Raw genomic sequence first — 18,534 nt, forward strand, 5'->3', positions numbered from 1 at the left:
ATGCGAACAAGGTCAAAGAGGAGGCTTCTAGAAATAAAAGCCTGCTGTAAAGGTTGTAAATTGAAATGTTCAGTTCCGTGATAGCTCAGTCGGTAGAGCAAATGACTGTTAATCATTGGGTCCCAGGTTCGAGTCCTGGTCACGGAGCCAATTTCAAATCGGGGTATAGCGCAGTCCGGTAGCGCGCCTGCTTTGGGAGCAGGATGTCAGGAGTTCGAATCCCCTTACCCCGACCATATTTGGGTCGTTAGCTCAGTTGGTAGAGCAGTTGGCTTTTAACCAATTGGTCGTAGGTTCGAATCCCACACGACCCACCATTTTTGAAACCAGTTCGCTGGAATCGAATCTTAAGATCAGACGCCAAAAGCTCTGTTCGCAGAAGGCGCCTTTAAAAGGTGCCTTTTTTTTACCGGGGTATAGCGCAGTCCGGTAGCGCGCCTGCTTTGGGAGCAGGATGTCAGGAGTTCGAATCCCCTTACCCCGACCATACTGAAAATCCTCGTATCGAAAGATACGGGGATTTTTTTTGCCTGAAATTTGCCGTCTTCCCGTGTCGTGACACAAAAAAATGCCCCGATCGCTCGGGGCATTCCTGTCTTGGCTGGCTGACTCAGTGCAGCTTGAGGCGTGGCTCGGTGCCGCGGCCGATCCGGCTGCCAAGCATCAGCATGGCGGTGCGGAACGGGCCATAGAGCGCCATCTGGTGCATGCGGTACAGCGATACATAGAACATCCGCGCCAGCCAGCCTTCGAGCATCACGCTGCCGGTCAGGTTGCCCATCAGGTTACCCACGGCGGAAAACCGCGACAGCGAAATCAGCGAGCCGTAATCGGTGTATTTGTATTCCGCCAGGGCCTTGCCTTCGATACGCAATTTCAGCGACTTGGCCAGCAGCGACGCCTGCTGGTGAGCGGCCTGGGCCCGCGGCGGAACATTGCGATCGGTGCCCGGTTGCGGGCAGGCGGCGCAGTCGCCAAAGGCGAAGATGTTCTCGTCGCGAGTGGTTTGCAGGGTTGGCAGGACCTGCAGCTGATTGATGCGGTTGGTTTCCAGGCCGTCGATGTCCTTGAGGAAACCCGGAGCGCGAATGCCGGCGGCCCAGACTTTCAGGCTGGCAGGAATCACCTGGCCATCGGCGGTAATCAGGCTGTCGGCGGTCACTTCGCTGACCGCGGCGTTGGTCATGACCGTCACCCCGAGTTTTTCCAGGGTCTTGTGCACCGGGCCGCCGATCCGCTCCGGCAGGGCTGGCAGTACCCGCGGGCCGGCCTCGATCAAGGTGATGTGCATGTTTTCCGGCTTGATCCGGTCCAGGCCGTAGGCCGCCAGCTCATGGGCGGCGTTGTGCAGCTCGGCGGCCAGTTCGACGCCCGTGGCACCGGCACCGACGATGGCCACGCTGATTTGCTCGACCGCATCGGTCTGCCCGGCGTGGGCACGCAAATAGTGGTTGAGCAGTTGCTGGTGGAAACGTTCGGCCTGTTTGCGCGTGTCGAGGAACAGGCAATGCTGGGCGGCGCCCTGGGTGCCGAAGTCGTTGGTGGTGCTGCCGACCGCAATGACCAGGGTGTCGTAGCCCAGCTCACGAGCCGGCAGCAGTTCCACGCCGTTTTCGTCGTAGGTGGCGGCCAGCTGGATCTTTTTCTGCTGGCGATCGAGCCCGCTCATGCGGCCCAGCTGGAACTCGAAGTGGTTCCATTTGGCTTGGGCGACATAGTTGAGTTCGTCTTCGGAAGAGTTCAGCGAACCGGCGGCCACTTCGTGCAGCAAGGGTTTCCAGATGTGGGTCAGGTTGGCGTCGACCAGCATCACACTGGCGGTGCCGCGCTTGCCCAGAGTCTTACCCAGACGGGTAGCCAACTCCAGACCGCCGGCGCCGCCGCCAACGATGACAATACGATGAGTCATGGGGATATCTCGCAAGGCTAAAAGAAATCGGTGCAGTTACCCGAGCGAGCGCGATGCAGCTCATAGCGTCAGGTAACTGATTAATCGGCTCAACAGGCCCAGGCCAATGGTGATGGCCACGACTATCACGAGGAGCATCCAGGGCCGGAAGGGGCGGCGCTCGACTCGGTGCTGGGCCAGTTGCAGGTATTCTTCGACATGGCGTTGGTCTTCGGGGTTCAGGCGGCTGGTCATAAAAAGCCTCGTCAGCTAGACGTTGCGAAAAGTATGAAGGTTACAGCGCAGTGCCATCTTGTCGGGCTATGCGGCAATGAACGGAGCATAGCTGCTCGCGGATGCCGGCCTTGTCATCCCGTGAATGATTGCGCTTTGTAACACTCACGCGGTGTTTGCGCCATGCCACGAACGGCTTGAAGGCTTGGGGGAAAACGGCGGCCGGCGGCCTACAGGCTGATACCGACGTCGAAAACGATGCTGCGCCCCAGGTTGCCGCGCAGGAAGTCCGGCGCATCGGGATGGGCGAACAGCACGCGGGCGAAAGTCGGCCCGACCAGCGACAACGAACGCCAGCCCTGGCGCAGGTATTCGGTCGGCGGCGGGAAGTGGCTGTTGAGGTCGAGCACTTCGCGCTTGAGGCTGGCGAAGGCAATGATGTCCAGCTCCCCCAAATCCATGCCGCGTTCCTTGTAGTTGTGGGCTTTCTTGCGCAAGGTCGGGGCGAGCCTGAGCAGCAGTTCATTGGCCGGAATGCGCTTGGGCTTGGCCTCGCGCCGCACCAGCTGGCTGAGGGAGAAAGCGCTGCGGCGCCGCTGCAACTCGTCGCGCCATTCGTCATTGAGGCGGCGGCCTTCATCCAGCACGAAGAACACCTCGAAACAGGCCTCGCGAAACAGCACGTCCGGCGGTTCCTGCCCCGCGGGGGTGAACTCGTCGGCTCGGTAAGGGATATTCAAGCCTTGCAGCAGGCGTTGGCAGACCCAACGCTCACGCTCCCATTTGCGCGCATTGGACAGGAAGGCGTTGGCTTGTTCGGCCTGAATGGTGAGCAGGCGCAAGTAATCTGAGTCATCCATAGTCCAAGCTTAGCGTCCAAACGCTGATCCAAGAAATACACTCTGCCGAGTCGGCGGGGGCTGACGACACTTATAACGGATAAGTGTGACATCCGGTCAAGCCTCCCGCCGGCCTTCAGGCGCGCCAGGGTTTCAGCCAGAAGCCCAGGGCGATCAGCAAAAGCAGCCCGGCGACGGTGCTGAGCCCCAGTTGCAGCCAGACATCCGGCAACGGATGCAGCAGCAGCGCCGCGGCCGCCAGCAGGGCGGCACTCACGGCCCAGCGCACCGGCCAACCGATGAGGGTGAGCAGTTGCTGGCGCTGCATCAGCAGCAGGTTGGTCAGGATTACCCCGCCGAGGGCCGCCAGGGGAATCGCGTTCAACCCCAGGATCAGCGGCAGGCCCGCCAGCAGCAAGGCGTTGAGCAGGCTGCCCAGCAGTTCGCAGTGCAGCGGCGTGCGGGTATCGCCGGCGGCATAGGCATAACGCGCGAGCATGGCGTTCCAGGCGCCGAACACCAGGGAAACGGCAAACCAGCCCAGCAAGGTCGGCAGCGGGCCGTCGGCGCTTTGGGCGGGCAGCAGCCAGTGGATCAGCGCCGGGCTGGCGCCCACCAGGCCGAGCGCGGCGGGCAGGCTCAGCAGGGTCGCCGCGTCGAGCCCGCGATGCAACAGGCCCAGGCGCTGGTCGCCGGCCTTGCCGCTCATCAGGCCGAGCAGCACCTGGTTCAGGCTCATCAAGGCAATCAGCGGCAGGTTGATCAGTTTTCGCGCCAGGTTGACCCAGGTCACGGCGCCTTCGCCCAGGTAGCTGGCGACCACGCGTTCCACCAAAGCCAGGCCCTGGCTGGCCAGGTTGCTGGCCAGCAGCGGGCCAAGGCGCACGAGCAATTCCCGGCTGGCTCCAGCGTCCCCGCGAACCTGCCAGGGGCGCCAGCCGGTTTGCCAGATCGCCGGGACCAGCGACAGGCACATCAGCAGGCTGCCGAGGAAAAATGCCAGCGAAAGGCCGGAGCCCAGGCTCGCCTGGCCGTAGAACGCCAGATAAAGCACCGGCGGCAGGTTGAACAGCAGCGAGCCAAGCCCTGGCAGGACAAAGCGTTGCCGGGCATGCAGCGGGATGCTGAACAGCGCATGCAGGAGCAGGCCGGGGATGCAGGCGGCGAGGCTGCGCAGGTTGGCGGCGGCCTCGGCCTGTGCCTCGTCATCGAGCCCTGGGCCGATCAGGCGGATCCACAGCGGCGCGCTCAAGGCCAGCAGGGCATACAGCCCCAGCCCCAGCCCCAGCAGGCGCGGGCTCAGGCCGGCCAGCCAGGCGTGCTGGCGCTGTGCGTCGCGCTCCTGGTACAGCGGCAGGGCCGCGGCCGCCAGGATGCCGGCCGCCAGGGTCATGCGCAGGGCCTCGGGAATGAACACCGCGACCAGGAACGCATCGCTGCGGCTGCCCGCGCCCCAGGCCGCGACCAGCAGCCATTCGCGGGCAAAACCGGCGACCAGCCCGGCGAGCGTCGCCAGGGTCAGCAGCAGGGTGCTGCCAAGCATCAATAAAACAGGGTGAACAAGCCTTTGCCACCCACCTTGTAGTTCAGATCGTGAGGGCGCTCGCCCATGGGTTTGGCACCGCTGCCACCAATGATCTTGTAGGGAGGAACGACCTTGGCCACGAGGGTGTTGGCGGTCACTACGGCCCCGCGACCGATATGCGAGCCATGGGCGAGCAGCGCGCGGGTGGCGATCCAGGCGTAGTCATCGATGTAGATGGGCGCGGACACCGACCAGAACTCGGGGCTCATCGGGTCATGGCCGCCGGCGAGAATCAGCACATGAGAGGCGATCGTCACATGATCGCCGATGATCAGCCCGGCCCGGGCATCGATCTGACAATGCCAGCCGATCACGCTGTCGTCGCCGATCACCAGGTTTTCCACGCCGAGCACTTCGGTGTTGCGCCAGATGCTCGAGCCCTTGCCGATCTTCGCGCCGCCCAGGCGCAGCCAGGCGATGCGTATGTGATGGCTGGGGATCTTGTTGATCAGGATGTTGTAGGCCTGTTCCCAGGCCCGCAGCCAGCGGTCCTTGAGGGTGGCCAGGTTCTTGCCGTAGCGCGGCACCAGGGTGGTCGGGATGTCCCGTTTCAAGCGACCGTACAGGCGCCGGGCCAGGGGATGCTCGATGATCGCTTCGATATCCACCGCACAGATGCTGTAGCGCGCTTGTTCGCCGTCGCCCTCGACGAACAGCACATCGTTGTTCTGCCCCCAGCTGTAGGCCTCGAGCAATTCATCGTGGCTGACTCCTAGCTCCGAGGCCAGGGCAGGCAGGCGTTCCGGTAGATCCGCTGAATGGAAAATACGGTGTTTCATGCTGGCTATCCTTGGGGTTGACGAGGGGGTTGGGTGATGACCGGACGCAGCCGGACCTGTTGCAGGCTCATGCCCATCAACAGCCAGAACAGACCGATCAGCACGAAAGTGAAGCTGAAATAGTGATCGAACAGACCGGTCAGCAGCGCCGCCAGCAGGCCGGAAATGCACCCCAGCCACAACGCGTTGTCGGCCGTCACCTGACGGATCGGCGCCTGCGGGCGCACCTCGCGCCACCACAGCACAGTGACGGCGATGAACAGCAACATGCCCGGAATGCCGATCTTGTAGATGAAGTTCAACCACAGGTTGGAAATGCCCGGCAGGCCGCTGCCCGGTACCGGCGGGTCAACTTTGAAGCCGATGCCCAGCGGGTAGCGCAGCATCGCCTCGGGGAATTTCGCGTATTCCTCGAAACGCACCTCGGTACTGGCGTTGGTCGCCGAAAACATCGTCATCAGGCGTTCCTGCAGTGGCGGGTAGAACATTACCAGGGCCACCGCGAAGGCTGCGCCGAGGCCGATGATCCGGCCGCTGTAGGGCACGCGCTTGTAGGTCAGCCAGATCAGCACCAGGGCCAGGGCCAGGATCGCCCCGCGGGAAATACTCAGCAGCAGCCCCGCGCAACCGAGGATCGCCACCGCCAGCCCCAGCGCCCGGCGCCCGCCGGTGCGGGTCCAGCCGTAGAGCAGCGCCAGGGGAATGAACAGCACCAGCACGCCGCCCGTCAGGTTGGGGTGTACCCAGGGCGATGCCATGCGCTGATAGTTGGCGGAGAAGATGTCCTTCACCGCTTCCGGGTGGGCGTACTTGAGGTCGGTGAGGATCGGGATCATCGACATGGCGTTGCGCGTCTTGATGAACATGCCGATCGACAGCAGCAGCATCAGCAGGGTGCCCAGCAGCAGGGCGATCACCAGTTTGTCGCGGTCGGCGTCGGTACGCAGCAGCAGCGGCACCATGAACAGCAGCGACAGGTTCATCAGCCAGCGCACCCAGTTCACTGGGCCGTTGCCTTCGGCGTGGATGATCAGCATGCCCCAGACAAAGGGAATGGCACTGAACAGCATCAGCCAGGCCATGGCCCGCTCGGTGGGGCGCCAGAGCATGAGGTTGCGGGTCTTGCCGATGAACGACTGCCAGAACACCCCCACCCAGGTCAGGCCCAGCACCGCTTCGCTGACCGTGGTGCGAACCCCCAGTTGCAGCGTGGTGTAGGGGATGCAGGTGGCCAGCACGGCGAAGATCAGCAGGCCCCACAACGGCTTGCGCAGCAGCGTCAGGGCCACCGCCATGCCGGCCACCACGAAGATGACCTTCGCCGGCGACAGGGTCCACAGCAGGATCCCGAAGATCAGCCCCAGGCTCAGGCCAATGTAGTTTCCTGGCAGCATCAGTGAAAAAGCCCTGTGAGCAAAGCATCGAGGCGCTGGCGGTGGTGCGGCTCGGCAAATTGCCGGGCCCATTCGCGCAGCGTTTCCGGGTCGGGCCTGTCGCTGGCCTGGGCTTGTTCGATCAGGGCGTTGCGCAGGCTGGCGCGGTCACGGGCGTCGAAGCGCCGCGCGCCCGGAGGGGTGACTTCGTCGAGCGCCGAGCCACGGGCCACCGCGACCGGCGTGCCCTGCAACAGCGCCTCGACCACCGGCAGGCCGAAGCCTTCGGCGTAGGACGGCTGCCACAGGCAGTCGGCATACCGGTACAGGGCCTGCAACTGCTCTTCGGTCAGGCCGTTGACCCAATGCAGGCCGGGCAGTTGGCTGAGGTTCGCCGGCAGGTCGCTGGCATGGCCGACCAGGACCAGGTCTGGTATGGACGGGTTTTCCAGGCGGCAGCGCTGCCACTGCTCGATGAACAGCGGCATGTTCTTGCGCGGCTCCCGCGTCCCCACGGCCAGCCAGTAGCGTTCGGGCAGGCCCGCTGGCAGTGGGGCGATGGAGCCCCGGAATTCCGGCACCAGGTTGTGCAGCACGCGGAATTTCGGGCGTGCCCAGGGAAACAGCCGGGCTGCTTCGCTGCAGGAAAACCGCGACGGGCACCAGACTTCATCGGCGATCCAGATCGACCAGGCGATCGACACGGCGTCGATCACTCGATAGGCCATGGCCTTGAGCTGCGAGCGGTGGAAGTTGCGCTGGGTCAGCTGGAACAGGTCATGCAGGATCAGCACATAACGCGTGCCCGCCGGTTTGTGGCCGATGGGCAGGCCCATGTTGGCGGTGGCGATATACAGGTCGACCGAGTGCTCGCGAATGGCCGCCGGCAAGAAGGTGCGTTCGAAGCGCAAGCGCACGCCGGGGCGTTGCACGCCATCGAGGGGGCTGGGCCAGGCCGGGCAGAAGGCGGTCTGGCGTTGTTCATGCTCCAGTGGCGCGTCGCTCACCAGCAGCAATTCGGTGTCTTCGCGGGCGCGCAGGGCTTGTTCCAAGGCTCGTACCTGGCGGGCGATGCCCGAGGAAGGAGCGGCCGTGGCCGGACGATAATCGAGGGCTACACGCATGCGGGATGCTCCTGTGTGGAGGGCAATGTCCGGTAGATCTGTTCCAGTTCGTCACCGGCCACCGCCCAGTCGTGATGCTGGCGGGCATACAGGCGGGCGGCGCCGGCCAGCCGGGCGGCGAGGTCCGCTTCGTGCAGCAGGCGAACCACGGCGTCGGCCAGTGCCTGGGCGTCGTCGCCTGCCAGGTAATGTTCCTCGTGACGGATGGCCAGGCCCGAGGCGCCTTGCGCGGTGCTCACCAGCGGCAGGCCGGCGGCCATGGCTTCGAGCACCTTGAGTTTGGAACCGCCGCCTTGGCGCAACGGCGCGATGAACAGCGCGCAACGCCGTTGCAGGTCGGGCAGGTCGGGAACGAAGCCGACCCACTCGATGCGGCTGTCGGTCCAGCGTTCGCGCCAGCTGGCCGGCAGGGCATACCCGGCCACCGCCAGGCGGGCCTCGGGGCAGCGGCTCCAGACCTGCGGGAAAATCTCGTCGAGCATCCACTGCACCGCGTCCAGGTTCGGTGCGTACTCGTAGTTGCCGACAAACAGCACCCGCTGGCTCTGCGGGTCGGCCGAAACGCTGGCGAAGCTGCGGCTGTCGACGCCGTTGACCACCACCTCGACCGGCGTGCGGGTCAGTTGGCGCATGGCCTGGGCGTCGCTTTCGGTCACCGCCACCACTTGGCGGGCCGAGTCGAAGGCCTTGCGTTCCCACTGTCGGCAGCGCCATTGGTCGTAGCGCACAAAGGGGCTGGCCCAGGCCGGGAAGCGGTCATAGGTGGCGCCGCCCAGGCTGGATTCAAGGTTGTGTTCGGTGAGCACGAAGTCCCGGCCGGCCCGCCGCAGCGGTTGCAGGTAGGGTTGCAGGCTGTAGCTGTGCTCGACCTGGATCACATCCCAGGGCTCCTGCAGCAGGCTGTCGAAACGCTCGCGCAGAGGGCGCGACATGCCGTTGACCGTGGTCAGCAGGGGCCAGGGGGCGAACAATCCGGCCAGCACCGTGATGGGGTGTTTCAGCGGGCGCCGCGGCACCACGATCAGGCGTTCGAGCCAGGGCTCGAGGGCGGCGCGGACGGCGGCATCGGCCTCGGTCTTGGACTGCACCAGCAAGGTGATGCGGTGGCCCCGCTCGCTCAAGGTCCGCAGCAAGTGGAACTGGCGCGTCTTGCCGCCGCTGGTCATGGGCCAGGGCAGGTAGGGGAGAATCCAGAGAATCTTCACGTACGGCACTCCATGTCATCGATTACCACACGAGAATCTGCAGGGAAGGTTTCACCGCAGGCTGAATGCCGTCCGCGGCGTCGAGGCTGGCCCGGGTTCCGCTGAGCGGATCGTGGAGCTCGGCCTGGCGCACCTGGGGCAAGCGGATGGTGCCGCCCTTGGCGCTCCAGAACATCAGCAGGCGTTTACCGTCGTCGCGGGTCCAGGACACGCTGTAGAAAGTGTCGGGCAGGTTCTCGAGCTGCGGCGTCTGGCCGGGCTTGAGGCGCGCGCCGGTGATCTCGAGAAAACGCGCGAGCGCCTTGTACACCGGCTTGGGTTCGCCGTTGAGGTCGAGCAGGCCGTAATGCTGGTCGCGGGCCGAGGCGCGCGAGTCGAGATCGGAAAGGGCGAAGAGAAAGATCCGCTCGTAGTCCTGGTCGCTCATCAGGGCCAGGCGGCGCAGGGTGTAGTCGGCCTGGCCATCGACGCCGATCAGCCGCTGCATCTCCTTGGGCCCGGCGTAGCTCGACCAGCCCCACTCGGTGGCCCAGATCCTCTTCAGGCCGGCGCGGTGCAGCATGTCGTTGAGCTGCTTGCCGCGCAGCAGCACTTCATTCTTGCCGGGCTCATCGCTTTCCGGGATTTCCGAATACGGGTGATAGGCGGCGACCATGCCCAGGCTCTGCACGCCCAGTTCGCCGAGCTTTTCGAACATCAGCGCGTTGCGATGAGTCGGCATCTGGCTGTAATAGGCCATGCCGCCCATGACCTGGGTCTTGTCCGGGGCCACCTGGTTCAGGGCCTGGTGGGTCGCCAGCAACAGCTCGCCGTAACCCTTGGCGTCGGGTTTGGGGCGCCAGTTGTTGGGGATGTTCTGTTCGTTCCACACCTGCCAGGCGTCGATGTTCGGGTAGCGCTGGGCGAGCATGGCCATGCGCGTGGCGAAGACTTTCGGATCGCGTGGCGGGTACTGGTCCTGGAACGGGCCGCCCTTGGGCGCGGTGGTCACGAAGGGCGCCGAGCCCACCAGGTAGAACAGCGACTTGAGTTTCGAGTCGGTGAGGGTCCGGTCCAGTTCGTCGAGGGTGCTGAGCTGGTAACCCTCTTCGGTGGGTTCGAGCCGATCCCAGTGCAAATCGACCCGCACCCATTGCAGGCCGAGCTGCTTATAGGCGGCGATCTGTTTGCGGTATTGCTGCGGGGTGAACCACAGGAAATGCGCATTGACCCCCAGGTAGTCCTTCCACTCCAGGGTGCGGTCGGGAGCCAGGTTGATCGGCGTGGCATCGACCTGTTCGCTGAGCAGCAGGGCGCCGCCCACCGCCAGCGCGGCCACCAGCGGCAGGTAGCGCAACAGCGGGCGACGTTGCAGATGTAGTCGGGTCTTCATGACCGCTCCTTGCACACTTCGTTGAACAGGTCCGCGAAGCGGCGCGCGGTCGCGCTCCACTCGCGTTGTTGCCCGGCCTCGCGGGCCCGCGCGGCCCACTGGCGAGACAGTTCGGGCTCCAATACCAGGCGGCTCAAGTGCTGGCTCAGCGCTTGGACGTCGCCTTGCTGATAGGTCACGCCATTGCCGCCGGCCACTTCCTCGGCGAAGGCCCGGGCGTTGGAAGTGACGACCCCGCGACCGCAGGCGTTGGCCCAGGACAGGGCGCCGCTGGTGCCGCGCATCTGGCCGAGCCAGGCGAGCTTTTTCGATTCGCGGTACGGCAGCACCATCACGTGGTGGGCCTGGATGGTGCGGGCGATTTCGCTGGACGGCAGGTCCAGTTGCCAGTCCACCACGTCCTCCAGTTGCAGGTCGCGAATGCGCTGGCGCAGGCCGTCGAGATAATTGCCGGCCGGGTCGAAGGTCATGTCCGGCGCGGTGCCGCCCGCCAGGGTCAGGCGTACCTGGCCACGACATTGCGGGTGGGCCGCGAGGGTGCGGGCCAGGGCGTCGACCAGATCCTCGATGCCCTTGCCGCGATAGATGAAACCGAAATACAGCAGGCGCAAAGGCGCCAGCGGCGGCAATTCGGCCGCGGCGATCGGCAGGTTGCCGTGGGCGATCACCGCCACTTGCTGCGCGTGCAGGCCCATGCGCTGGCGCAGGCAGTCGCCGCCCAGCCGGGTCAGGGTAATCAGCCGGCGCATGCCGCGCGCCAGGCGCCGTTCTTCGTGCAGGGTCAGCGGGTCGGCGAGCAGCGCCGCCGCTTGCGGCAGCGGGTGCGGCAGGCGTTCGAGCAGGGTCAGTGGCCAGAACAGCCGGGCGCGGCGCCAGATCAGGCGCTCCGGGTCATGCACGGTGGCCGTGCGGGGAATGCGCGGTTGTTCGCTGCTCAGGTAGTTGAGCGCCTGGAATTCGCCGAAGCGGCCGCCGCCGAGCTCGGCATGCACCAGGTCGACGCCCGTCCAGTCGAAGGCGCGCAGGCGCGTCAGTTGCTCCGCGGGATCGTGGCAGCCGGCCAGCGGCGTCAGCACTTCGATGCCAAGGCCGCGCAACGCATGGCTGAAATGCGCGGCGTAATCGGCGATGCCGGTCTGTTCCGGCGGCAGCGGGGCCAGCAGGGCGATACGCATCAGGTTGCCCCGCGCCAGCTGTTGATCCGCTCCAGGATGCTGGACGGCACTTCGAAGCGGCGACGGTTGAGGATCAACCCGTCGACCTTGCCGAAGGCGGTGGTGAGCAGCGACAGCGCGTTCTCGATCATCGGCACCGTGCTGGTCCGGGCCTCGATCACCAGGGCGATCAGGTCGGCGCGCCGCAGGATCAGGAAGGCCTCCTGGTTCGACAGCAGGGCCGAGGCATCCAGCAACAGGACTTCGCCGGGCTGGGCCGGCGCGCTGTCGTTGATCCGCACGCGCTGGCCGCGTTCCTCGAGCAGGCGGCGCAGGCGTTCGAGGATGAAACTCACGCCTTCGCCATGGCGCGCCGAGGTCAGGCCCAGGGTCAAGCCCTGGGTTTCGATGCGGTCCATGGGCAGCAGGCTGTAGAGCCGGTAGATGCTCGCGGTCATGGCGGCGGGCGTGGCGTCCTCGAGGTCCGGCACGCTGCCCCACAGCGGCACCTGGAACAGCTCCGGCAGGCGCGAACCGTCATGGATGCGCTGGTCCAGCAGGTAGCAGACATAGATGGTCAGCAAGCCCACGGCGATCCCCGCGGGAATGGCGAACAGCAGGATCAGCAGGCTCTTGGGAAAGACCCGCGCCGGGTTGAAGGTGGCGTGCTCGATGATCGCGATATTGCTGATCTGGCTGCTGTCGAGCTCGTGGTCGATACGCGCCTGTTCCAGGTTCTCCGAGTACAGCGCGTAGCTCTTTTCCGCGGTGCGCAATTGCTGGGTCAGGCGGTTGAGCTCGGGCTCGTCGGTCAATACCCGGTCGCGCTCGGTGCGCAGGGCGGCCAGGGTCTTGTCGTAGTTCTCGATCTGCCCGGTCAGCCTGCGCTGTTGCAGCTGGGCGTCGATGACCTGCTGCTTGACGTTGGTCACCAGGCTATTGGGGGCGGTGTTCTTCGAGCGTTCCAGGCGGGTGTCTTCCCGTTCGCTGAGGGCCTGCAAGTCCTGGATGTTCTGTTCGATCTGCTTGACCGCCGGCGCCTCGGGCAAATAGGTGCGCAGCAGGCGCGCGCGTTCCACTTGCAGGGTGTTGAGCTGGCGCTTGAGGTCGAGCTGGGTCGGGTTGAGGCTGGTCTCGCGACTGGTCACCACTTCGCCGGGCTGATCGAGGATCTGCTGGCGGGCGTTGATCAGGAAGCTGCCGATCCCGGACAGCTGGTTCTGCGCGCTGACCCGCGCGTCGGTCAGCCGGTCGATCTGGTTGGTGAGGTTTTCCAGGCGGGCCTCGACGCTGATCGAATCGATCTGCTTCAGGCGGCTCTGCAATTGCTCCTTGAGGCTGAGGATCTGCCCGGCCACCTTGTTGCCTTCGCCTTCGTAGAAGGCATACAGGCTTTTGCGACCCAGCACCCGGGCGCGTTCGGTGAGGAAGGTGTCGACCCAGATGCGTACCACTTGCTGGGCGACTTCCGGGTCGTCCCAGGTAAAGCTGATGTCGATCACCGACGAGCCGGGTTCATGGCTGGCCTGGAAGTTCTTTTCCAGGCGCGTCGCCAGGCGATCCAGCGGGCTTTGCGGCTCCGACAGACCGACCAGTTGCAGCAGGCTGCGCAGGAAGTCGATGGCCGCGCCTATGGCTTTCTTGGCGTAGAACTTGATGGTCTTCCAGATGCCCTGGGGCTCGGCGGCCGCGCTCAGTTCCAGGTAGCGCTGGGCGACGATGTGCACGATGGGCCGGCCGGTGAGCATCTTCTCCTCATCGACGATCGGGTCATGCTGGGTGCTGGGCGAGATCAGCGTCTGGCGGTTGCCGGCTTCGATCGGCACGGTGGTGCTGTCGCGCCCGGGCTTGACCAGCAGGCGCGCGTCGGACTCGTAGCGCGTCGGCAGCAGGAAGGCGCCCAGCACCGCGACCACGATGGTGGTGATGACCGCCAGCTTGAACTCGCGGCGGAAGATGAAGAACAGACGCAACAGGTCGCGTAGAGAGCGTATTTCGATCACGGGGATCACTCCGTTGAAAGTACTTTAAACAGTGGCTGGTGGAGGCCGGTCAAACGCATCGTTCCTGTCTACTCAAGGAAAGTTATTAACGTTTTCGATGTTGGTGGTGCTGTTGCCACTGTTGCTTACGTCCTCGCTGTTCAAGTCATAGTTGAAGCCCAGGCCGATGCCCTTGTTGATCGGGAAGAGCCTGGTGAAGTACATGTCCACCGCTTCCACCGTGCTGCCGATCGTCGATTGCGGCACGTAGATCAGGTCGCCGCGTTGCAGCGCGACCATCGGATGGTTGGGGTTGCTGAGCATGCTGCTGAGGTCGACGAAATACATTTTGTATTTGCCGTCGGGGCCGGTCCGCAGCAGCGCGATGTTCGAGCTGTCGGCCGAGGGCAGCACGCCGCCGGAACTGAGCAGCGCCTGTTCCACCGACACGGTGCCGGCCAGGTTGAAGAACGACGGGTTGGCCACCGCGCCGCCGATGAACACCCGGTTGCTCGGCGCAACGGCAATGTTCACGGTCACTTCGGGCTCGCGGTAGATCGCCTTGTAGCGCCTGGTGATTTCCTTGCCCAGGTCTTCCGGCGTCAGCAGCGAGGCCTTGATCCGGCCGATGCTCGGCATGGAGATAAAGCCGTCCGGGCGCACCACGAACAGCGCCATGTCGTCGGAGCTGGCCGGCTCCTGGGCATCGCGCACGATGCGCAGGGTGTCGCCGCTCTGGATCAGTACCTGGGCTGGCGGCAGGTCGGCCAGGGTCAGTGCCGCCGCATGGCGAGCCTTGAGGGTGTCGCTGTCGGGAAGCGGAACGTGGGCGGGGGTCGAGCAGCCGCCCAGCCACAGGGAGGCAGTCAGGATGCTCAACAGACAAAGCCGGGAAGGTCGGTTAATGGTCATCATGACGGCTCAGGTCCAGTAGTTGGAAAACATGCTCAAGCGGCGCTTGAGCGGTGTCGGCAGATGCTGCTCGGCGTGGCCGAGGCGATAGCCCAGCAGTTTCAGCGCGCTGCGCAGCAGCACTTCGGGCACGCGTTGCAACTGGCCGGCGTCGCGCAAGGCGCGCAACTCGGCCAAGACGTAACGCTTGCCTTCTCCGCCCGCGCTGCCGAAGGCATCGCGGATCCACGGTTCGCGGCCATAAAACACGCCGATATCGAAATAGCGGCGAAACTCCTGCGCCAGGCTGTAGCTGTGCGAATGCTGCACACAGGCGCTGGCGGCGTAGCGCACCAGGAAGCCGTTGAGCAGCATGCGCGCCGCGACGTGGGCGTCCTCGCTGCCGATGACATCCTCGGGAAAGCCGCCCACCGCTTGCAGGGCGCTGCGCCGGTAGACGGAAAACGAGTCCGAGCTGAAGCAGGTCTTGATCCCCAGCTCCTCGGCGTCGGCCAGGCTCTTGCTGCGGCTTTGCGCGCTGTAGTTGAAGTGGCGCGACTGCGCCTCGAGAATCCCCGCGCCGGGGTGCGGCACTTGCCGCCCGTAGGCCAGGCCGATGCGCGGGTCTTCTTGCAGTTCCTGGATCAGGTTGGCGAAGGTCTGCGGCGTGGCCGGGATCGCATCCTGGGTCAGCAGGATCAGCGCATCGGCATCCACTTGTTCGCTCGCCCAGCGGCGGGTGCCGCCATGGTTGAACTGCTGGGCGGGAATGACTTCTACCCGGGCGCCGGACTGCCGGAAGCGGCTGACGGTGTTGTCCGTCGAGCTGCTGTCGACCACCAGCACGCTGTCCGGTTGCAGCGTCTGCGCGGCCAGCGCCGGCAGCAGCCGATCGAGGTGCGGGCCGGCATTGCGGGCGGGAATGATCAGCGCCGTTTTCATTAGGGTTTTACCTGCGCCGGCGCGCGGCCGTAGACATCTTCGAAACGCACGATGTCGTCTTCGCCCAGGTATTCGCCGCTCTGCACTTCGATCATCACCAGGTCGATGATCCCGGGGTTGCTCAGGCGGTGCTTGTGGCCGGCGGGAATGTAGGTGGACTCGTTGCTGTTGAGCAGGACTTCCAGGTCGCCATTGGTGATCAGGGCCGCGCCGCTGACCACGATCCAGTGCTCGCTGCGGTGGTGGTGCATCTGCAGCGACAGCGACTCCTTGGGCTTGACCATGATGCGCTTGATCTTGAAGCGGCTGCTTTCCTCGAGCACGGTGTAGGTCCCCCATGGCCGGGTGACCGTGCGGTGCAGGCTGTAGGCGCTGTGGCCCAGGCGCTTGAGCTCGGTGACGATATGCCGCACGTCCTGGGTCCGCGTGGCATCGGCCACCAGCAGCGCGTCCGGGGTATCGACGATGATCAGGTTGCTGACGCCCACGGCGCCGAGCACACGCTTGGGCGAGTCGATATAGCAATTGCTCACGTCGTGCAGGATGGCTTCGCCGTTGACCTGGTTGCCGGCGGCGTCGCTCGGGGTCAGCTGGCGCAGCGCATCCCAGGAACCGATGTCGCTCCAGCCCAGGTCGCAGGGCACCACGGCGACCCGCTCGGAACGCTCCATCAGGGCAACGTCGATCGACACGTCCGGGGCGCGGGCCAGGCTGTCGGCGTCCAGTTCACGCTGGCGGCAGTGCTTGTTGTCCAGGGTCATGCCGTGTTCCAGGCAGGCCTGGGCGGCGCTCAGCACTTCGGCAGCGTGCAGGCTCAGCTCTTGCAGCAGGGTATCGGCACGGAAGCAGAACATGCCGGCGTTCCATAAATAGTTGCCGCTGTCGACGTAGGCCTGGGCGGTGGCCAGGTTGGGTTTTTCGACGAAGCGCGCCACCTGGAAACCCTGCTTCAGCGCCGGGCCCTGCTCGATGTAGCCAAAGCCGGTCTCGGGTTTGTCGGGCTGGATGCCGAAGGTCGCCAGGTAACCGTCGGCGGCGAGGCCGCGCGCCTTGCCCACGGCTTCGGCGAAGGCCTCCTGGTCGAGGATCAGATGGTCGGCCGGCAGGATCAGCAGATGCGCCTTGTCCCCCCAGTGCTCGCGTACATGCAGGGCAGCCACGGCAATGGCCACGGCGGTGTTGCGCCCGAACGGCTCGAGCAGCAGGTCGAGGTCGAGCTTGCCTTGGTTGATGCCGCGGTACTCGTCCAGCGAGCGGAACAGCAGTTCACGGTTGGTCACCGTGACCACGCTGCCGACGTCCGGCAGGTTGCTGGCGCGCAGGAAAGTCTTTTGCAGCAGGCTCTGGCCATCGCGCATGCGAATGAATGGCTTGGGCATGTTCTGCCGGGAGACTGGCCACAAGCGCGAGCCCGAACCGCCGGAAATAATGCAGGGGATCAATCCAGTGAATGTGCTCATCAGTAGACTTCCTTCGTCGAGAGAACGGCCGGGACCGTCATGAAAACGATGTACAGATCCAGCCAGACCGACCACTTGGAGATGTAATCGAGGTCGTACTCCACGCGCTTCTGGATTTTCTGCAGGGTGTCGGTTTCTCCTCGGTAGCCATTGATCTGGGCCCAGCCGGTAATCCCGGGCTTGACCCGATGGCGCGAGCTGTATTCGCGCACCGCTTGCTCGAATGGCACGCCCGCCGCCTTGGTGGCGGTGGCGTGGGGGCGAGGCCCGACAATCGACATGTTGCCCATCAGCACATTGATCAGCTGGGGCAGCTCATCGATGCTGGTTTTGCGAATGAAGCGCCCGACGCGGGTGATCCGCGGATCTTCCCGGGTGGTTTGCCGTTCGGCATTGAGGTCCGCCTGGTCGACATACATCGAGCGGAACTTGAGCACGTGGATCAGCCGGTCGTTGTAGCCGTAGCGCTTTTGCCGGAAGAGCACCGGGCCCTTGGAGTCGAGCTTCACCGCCACGGCGGTGGCCAGCAGCACGGGCGACAACAGCACCAGCCCGAGCATGGCGAGCACGACGTCTTCGCAGCGCTTGATCAGCGGTGCCCAGCCGCGCAACGGCAGTTCCGAGGTGTTGAACATCAGGATGCCGCCGACATCGGTCATGCGGTTGTGGCCAAAGCGCAGGGTGGTGATGTCGGGCACCAGGGCAACATTCACCGACAGCTGCCGCAGCCGGTGCACCAATTCGCCGATGCGCGCATGCGCGGCCCAGGGCAGGGCGATCAGCACCTGGTTGACCTGCTCGGAGCGGATCAGCGTTTCCAGGTTCTGGGTGTTGCCCAGAAAGGGCAGTTCGCAGAACTCCTTGGGCACGCGGTCGCTGCGATCGTCGATGAAACCGATCAGGCCGGAACGGATATCGCCGTGGCGCTGCATGTGTTCGGCAAGAAACCGCGCGCTTTCGCTGAAACCGAGGATCACCGTGCGTTGCAGGTATTTGCCGGTGGCCATCCACGAATGGAACAGGCGCAGCAAGAACAGGCGCTCGATGCCAAACAGCACGAGGCTGGCGACGAACCAGATAAACAGGTCTTGCAGGCTGAAGACGGGCAGCAGGTGCAGCCCCAAATACATCACCAGCAGGATGCAGAAAGCGGAGGTCCAGGCCACCAGCATGGTGCGCAGGCGCAGGCGATTGCTGAAGAACTCCTCGGAGTAGACCCCCTGGGCCTGGAACATGATGACGGTGATGACGGCGAAGAACAGCAACAGGCCCAGCACGGTGGGCCAGACATCCGCGCTGGCGGAGTCGAGGCTCAGGAGTAGCAGGATTCCAGGCAGGGCCGCCGACAGGGCGTGCGTCAGTTTTACCCCCGAAATGAAGAGTTCCATGAATCCGGTTCGGGTCAGGAACCTGCTATCAATCGATTTCGTAAGCATCGAATCCCGTCGCTGCCAGGTAAAACCCAGCTCTGTTAAGGGTGAGGCGACTACAGAGGCAGGTTGAAAAAACTAAGGCTTACTGCAAAAAAGTCTGTTTTTTGGCGGCCCATAGTGGCCAAACAATACTGCTTCCCTGCTTTAATGGTCAAGGATTTGACTAATTATGGCAGGACAACCAATTTTTTGCATTATTCATCGGTTTTTTGACGGTCTGTCGCGTTCAAGACGAACGGGAGCATGGCCGTGTGTCACGAAGTTGGCTCTTTC

15 protein-coding genes and 4 tRNA genes are annotated in these 18,534 nt (G+C 64.4%); 4 read left to right on the forward strand and 15 right to left on the reverse strand.

Annotated elements, in window-relative coordinates; translation table 11 throughout:
* The first annotated feature begins 74 nt into the window (after positions 1 to 74).
* From BLV20_RS23960 to BLV20_RS23975, 4 genes are all read left to right on the forward strand, one after another.
* Positions 75 to 150, forward strand: a tRNA-Asn gene (locus tag BLV20_RS23960).
* Between the two features lie 9 nt (positions 151 to 159).
* Positions 160 to 236 (forward strand) — tRNA-Pro (locus tag BLV20_RS23965).
* Between the two features lie 5 nt (positions 237 to 241).
* Positions 242 to 317, forward strand: a tRNA-Lys gene (locus tag BLV20_RS23970).
* A 93-nt stretch (positions 318 to 410) separates the two neighbouring features.
* Positions 411 to 487 (forward strand) — tRNA-Pro (locus tag BLV20_RS23975).
* Positions 488 to 610: 123 nt separating this feature from the next.
* Here the strand turns inward: BLV20_RS23975 and BLV20_RS23980 are convergent.
* The 15 genes from BLV20_RS23980 to BLV20_RS24050 all read right to left on the reverse strand — a co-directional run bounded on the left by BLV20_RS23980 (position 611) and on the right by BLV20_RS24050 (position 18,264).
* Positions 611 to 1,909, reverse strand: a complete 1,299-nt coding sequence (locus tag BLV20_RS23980) for an NAD(P)/FAD-dependent oxidoreductase (RefSeq protein WP_092304917.1) — start codon at positions 1,907 to 1,909, stop codon at positions 611 to 613.
* A 60-nt stretch (positions 1,910 to 1,969) separates the two neighbouring features.
* A complete protein-coding gene (locus BLV20_RS23985) occupies positions 1,970 to 2,143 on the reverse strand; it encodes a DUF3094 family protein (protein WP_092304918.1) in 174 nt (57 codons plus the stop codon).
* A 209-nt stretch (positions 2,144 to 2,352) separates the two neighbouring features.
* A complete protein-coding gene (locus tag BLV20_RS23990) occupies positions 2,353 to 2,982 on the reverse strand; it encodes a DUF1780 domain-containing protein (RefSeq protein ID WP_025807520.1) in 630 nt (209 codons plus the stop codon).
* 115 nt (positions 2,983 to 3,097) lie between these two features.
* A complete protein-coding gene (locus BLV20_RS23995) occupies positions 3,098 to 4,504 on the reverse strand; it encodes a lipid II flippase MurJ (RefSeq protein WP_092304919.1) in 1,407 nt (468 codons plus the stop codon).
* Positions 4,504 to 5,325, reverse strand: a complete 822-nt coding sequence (locus tag BLV20_RS24000; protein ID WP_092304920.1) for an acyltransferase — start codon at positions 5,323 to 5,325, stop codon at positions 4,504 to 4,506. Before BLV20_RS24000 ends, BLV20_RS23995 begins: the two co-directional genes overlap by 1 nt.
* A 5-nt stretch (positions 5,326 to 5,330) precedes the next feature.
* Positions 5,331 to 6,719, reverse strand: a complete 1,389-nt coding sequence (locus BLV20_RS24005) for an O-antigen ligase family protein (RefSeq protein ID WP_092304921.1) — start codon at positions 6,717 to 6,719, stop codon at positions 5,331 to 5,333.
* Entirely contained in the window at positions 6,719 to 7,822 is a 1,104-nt protein-coding gene (locus tag BLV20_RS24010) for a glycosyltransferase family 4 protein (protein ID WP_092304922.1), read from the reverse strand. Before BLV20_RS24010 ends, BLV20_RS24005 begins: the two co-directional genes overlap by 1 nt.
* A complete protein-coding gene (locus tag BLV20_RS24015; RefSeq protein WP_092304923.1) occupies positions 7,813 to 9,027 on the reverse strand; it encodes a glycosyltransferase family 4 protein in 1,215 nt (404 codons plus the stop codon). The genes BLV20_RS24010 and BLV20_RS24015 overlap by 10 nt, the downstream gene beginning before the upstream one ends.
* A gap of 22 nt (positions 9,028 to 9,049) precedes the next feature.
* Positions 9,050 to 10,399 carry a glycoside hydrolase 5 family protein gene (locus BLV20_RS24020; protein WP_092304924.1) on the reverse strand — a complete coding sequence of 450 codons (1,350 nt, stop codon included), beginning with the start codon at positions 10,397 to 10,399 and terminating at the stop codon, positions 9,050 to 9,052.
* Complete coding sequence (locus tag BLV20_RS24025) at positions 10,396 to 11,574, reverse strand: glycosyltransferase (RefSeq protein WP_092304925.1); 1,179 nt, start codon at positions 11,572 to 11,574, stop codon at positions 10,396 to 10,398. The genes BLV20_RS24020 and BLV20_RS24025 overlap by 4 nt, the downstream gene beginning before the upstream one ends.
* Positions 11,574 to 13,556 (reverse strand): GumC family protein, encoded by a 1,983-nt coding sequence (locus tag BLV20_RS24030; protein WP_092304926.1) that lies wholly within the window; start codon positions 13,554 to 13,556, stop codon positions 11,574 to 11,576. Before BLV20_RS24030 ends, BLV20_RS24025 begins: the two co-directional genes overlap by 1 nt.
* Positions 13,557 to 13,628: 72 nt before the next feature.
* Positions 13,629 to 14,450, reverse strand: a complete 822-nt coding sequence (locus BLV20_RS24035) for a polysaccharide biosynthesis/export family protein (RefSeq protein ID WP_092304927.1) — start codon at positions 14,448 to 14,450, stop codon at positions 13,629 to 13,631.
* 6 nt (positions 14,451 to 14,456) lie between these two features.
* Positions 14,457 to 15,368 carry a glycosyltransferase family 2 protein gene (locus BLV20_RS24040; protein WP_092304928.1) on the reverse strand — a complete coding sequence of 304 codons (912 nt, stop codon included), beginning with the start codon at positions 15,366 to 15,368 and terminating at the stop codon, positions 14,457 to 14,459.
* The gene (locus tag BLV20_RS24045; protein WP_092304929.1) at positions 15,368 to 16,828 is read right to left on the reverse strand and encodes a mannose-1-phosphate guanylyltransferase/mannose-6-phosphate isomerase; all 1,461 of its coding nucleotides are present in this window, start codon (positions 16,826 to 16,828) and stop codon (positions 15,368 to 15,370) included. The genes BLV20_RS24040 and BLV20_RS24045 overlap by 1 nt, the downstream gene beginning before the upstream one ends.
* The gene (locus BLV20_RS24050) at positions 16,828 to 18,264 is read right to left on the reverse strand and encodes an undecaprenyl-phosphate glucose phosphotransferase (protein ID WP_092304930.1); all 1,437 of its coding nucleotides are present in this window, start codon (positions 18,262 to 18,264) and stop codon (positions 16,828 to 16,830) included. Before BLV20_RS24050 ends, BLV20_RS24045 begins: the two co-directional genes overlap by 1 nt.
* Positions 18,265 to 18,534: the final 270 nt, after the last annotated feature.

The organism is Pseudomonas sp. NFIX28 (assembly GCF_900107395.1).
Classification (GTDB): Bacteria; Pseudomonadota; Gammaproteobacteria; order Pseudomonadales; family Pseudomonadaceae; genus Aquipseudomonas.

Coding starts and splice junctions, on each gene's coding strand:
- BLV20_RS23980 (WP_092304917.1), bottom strand. CDS start 1,909: ATGACTCATCGTATTGTCATCGTTGGCGGCGGCGCCGGCGGTCTGGAG.
- BLV20_RS23985 (WP_092304918.1), bottom strand. CDS start 2,143: ATGACCAGCCGCCTGAACCCCGAAGACCAACGCCATGTCGAAGAATAC.
- BLV20_RS23990 (WP_025807520.1), bottom strand. CDS start 2,982: ATGGATGACTCAGATTACTTGCGCCTGCTCACCATTCAGGCCGAACAA.
- BLV20_RS23995 (WP_092304919.1), bottom strand. CDS start 4,504: ATGCTTGGCAGCACCCTGCTGCTGACCCTGGCGACGCTCGCCGGGCTG.
- BLV20_RS24000 (WP_092304920.1), bottom strand. CDS start 5,325: ATGAAACACCGTATTTTCCATTCAGCGGATCTACCGGAACGCCTGCCT.
- BLV20_RS24005 (WP_092304921.1), bottom strand. CDS start 6,719: ATGCTGCCAGGAAACTACATTGGCCTGAGCCTGGGGCTGATCTTCGGG.
- BLV20_RS24010 (WP_092304922.1), bottom strand. CDS start 7,822: ATGCGTGTAGCCCTCGATTATCGTCCGGCCACGGCCGCTCCTTCCTCG.
- BLV20_RS24020 (WP_092304924.1), bottom strand. CDS start 10,399: ATGAAGACCCGACTACATCTGCAACGTCGCCCGCTGTTGCGCTACCTG.
- BLV20_RS24025 (WP_092304925.1), bottom strand. CDS start 11,574: ATGCGTATCGCCCTGCTGGCCCCGCTGCCGCCGGAACAGACCGGCATC.
- BLV20_RS24035 (WP_092304927.1), bottom strand. CDS start 14,450: ATGATGACCATTAACCGACCTTCCCGGCTTTGTCTGTTGAGCATCCTG.
- BLV20_RS24040 (WP_092304928.1), bottom strand. CDS start 15,368: ATGAAAACGGCGCTGATCATTCCCGCCCGCAATGCCGGCCCGCACCTC.
- BLV20_RS24045 (WP_092304929.1), bottom strand. CDS start 16,828: ATGAGCACATTCACTGGATTGATCCCCTGCATTATTTCCGGCGGTTCG.
- BLV20_RS24050 (WP_092304930.1), bottom strand. CDS start 18,264: ATGCTTACGAAATCGATTGATAGCAGGTTCCTGACCCGAACCGGATTC.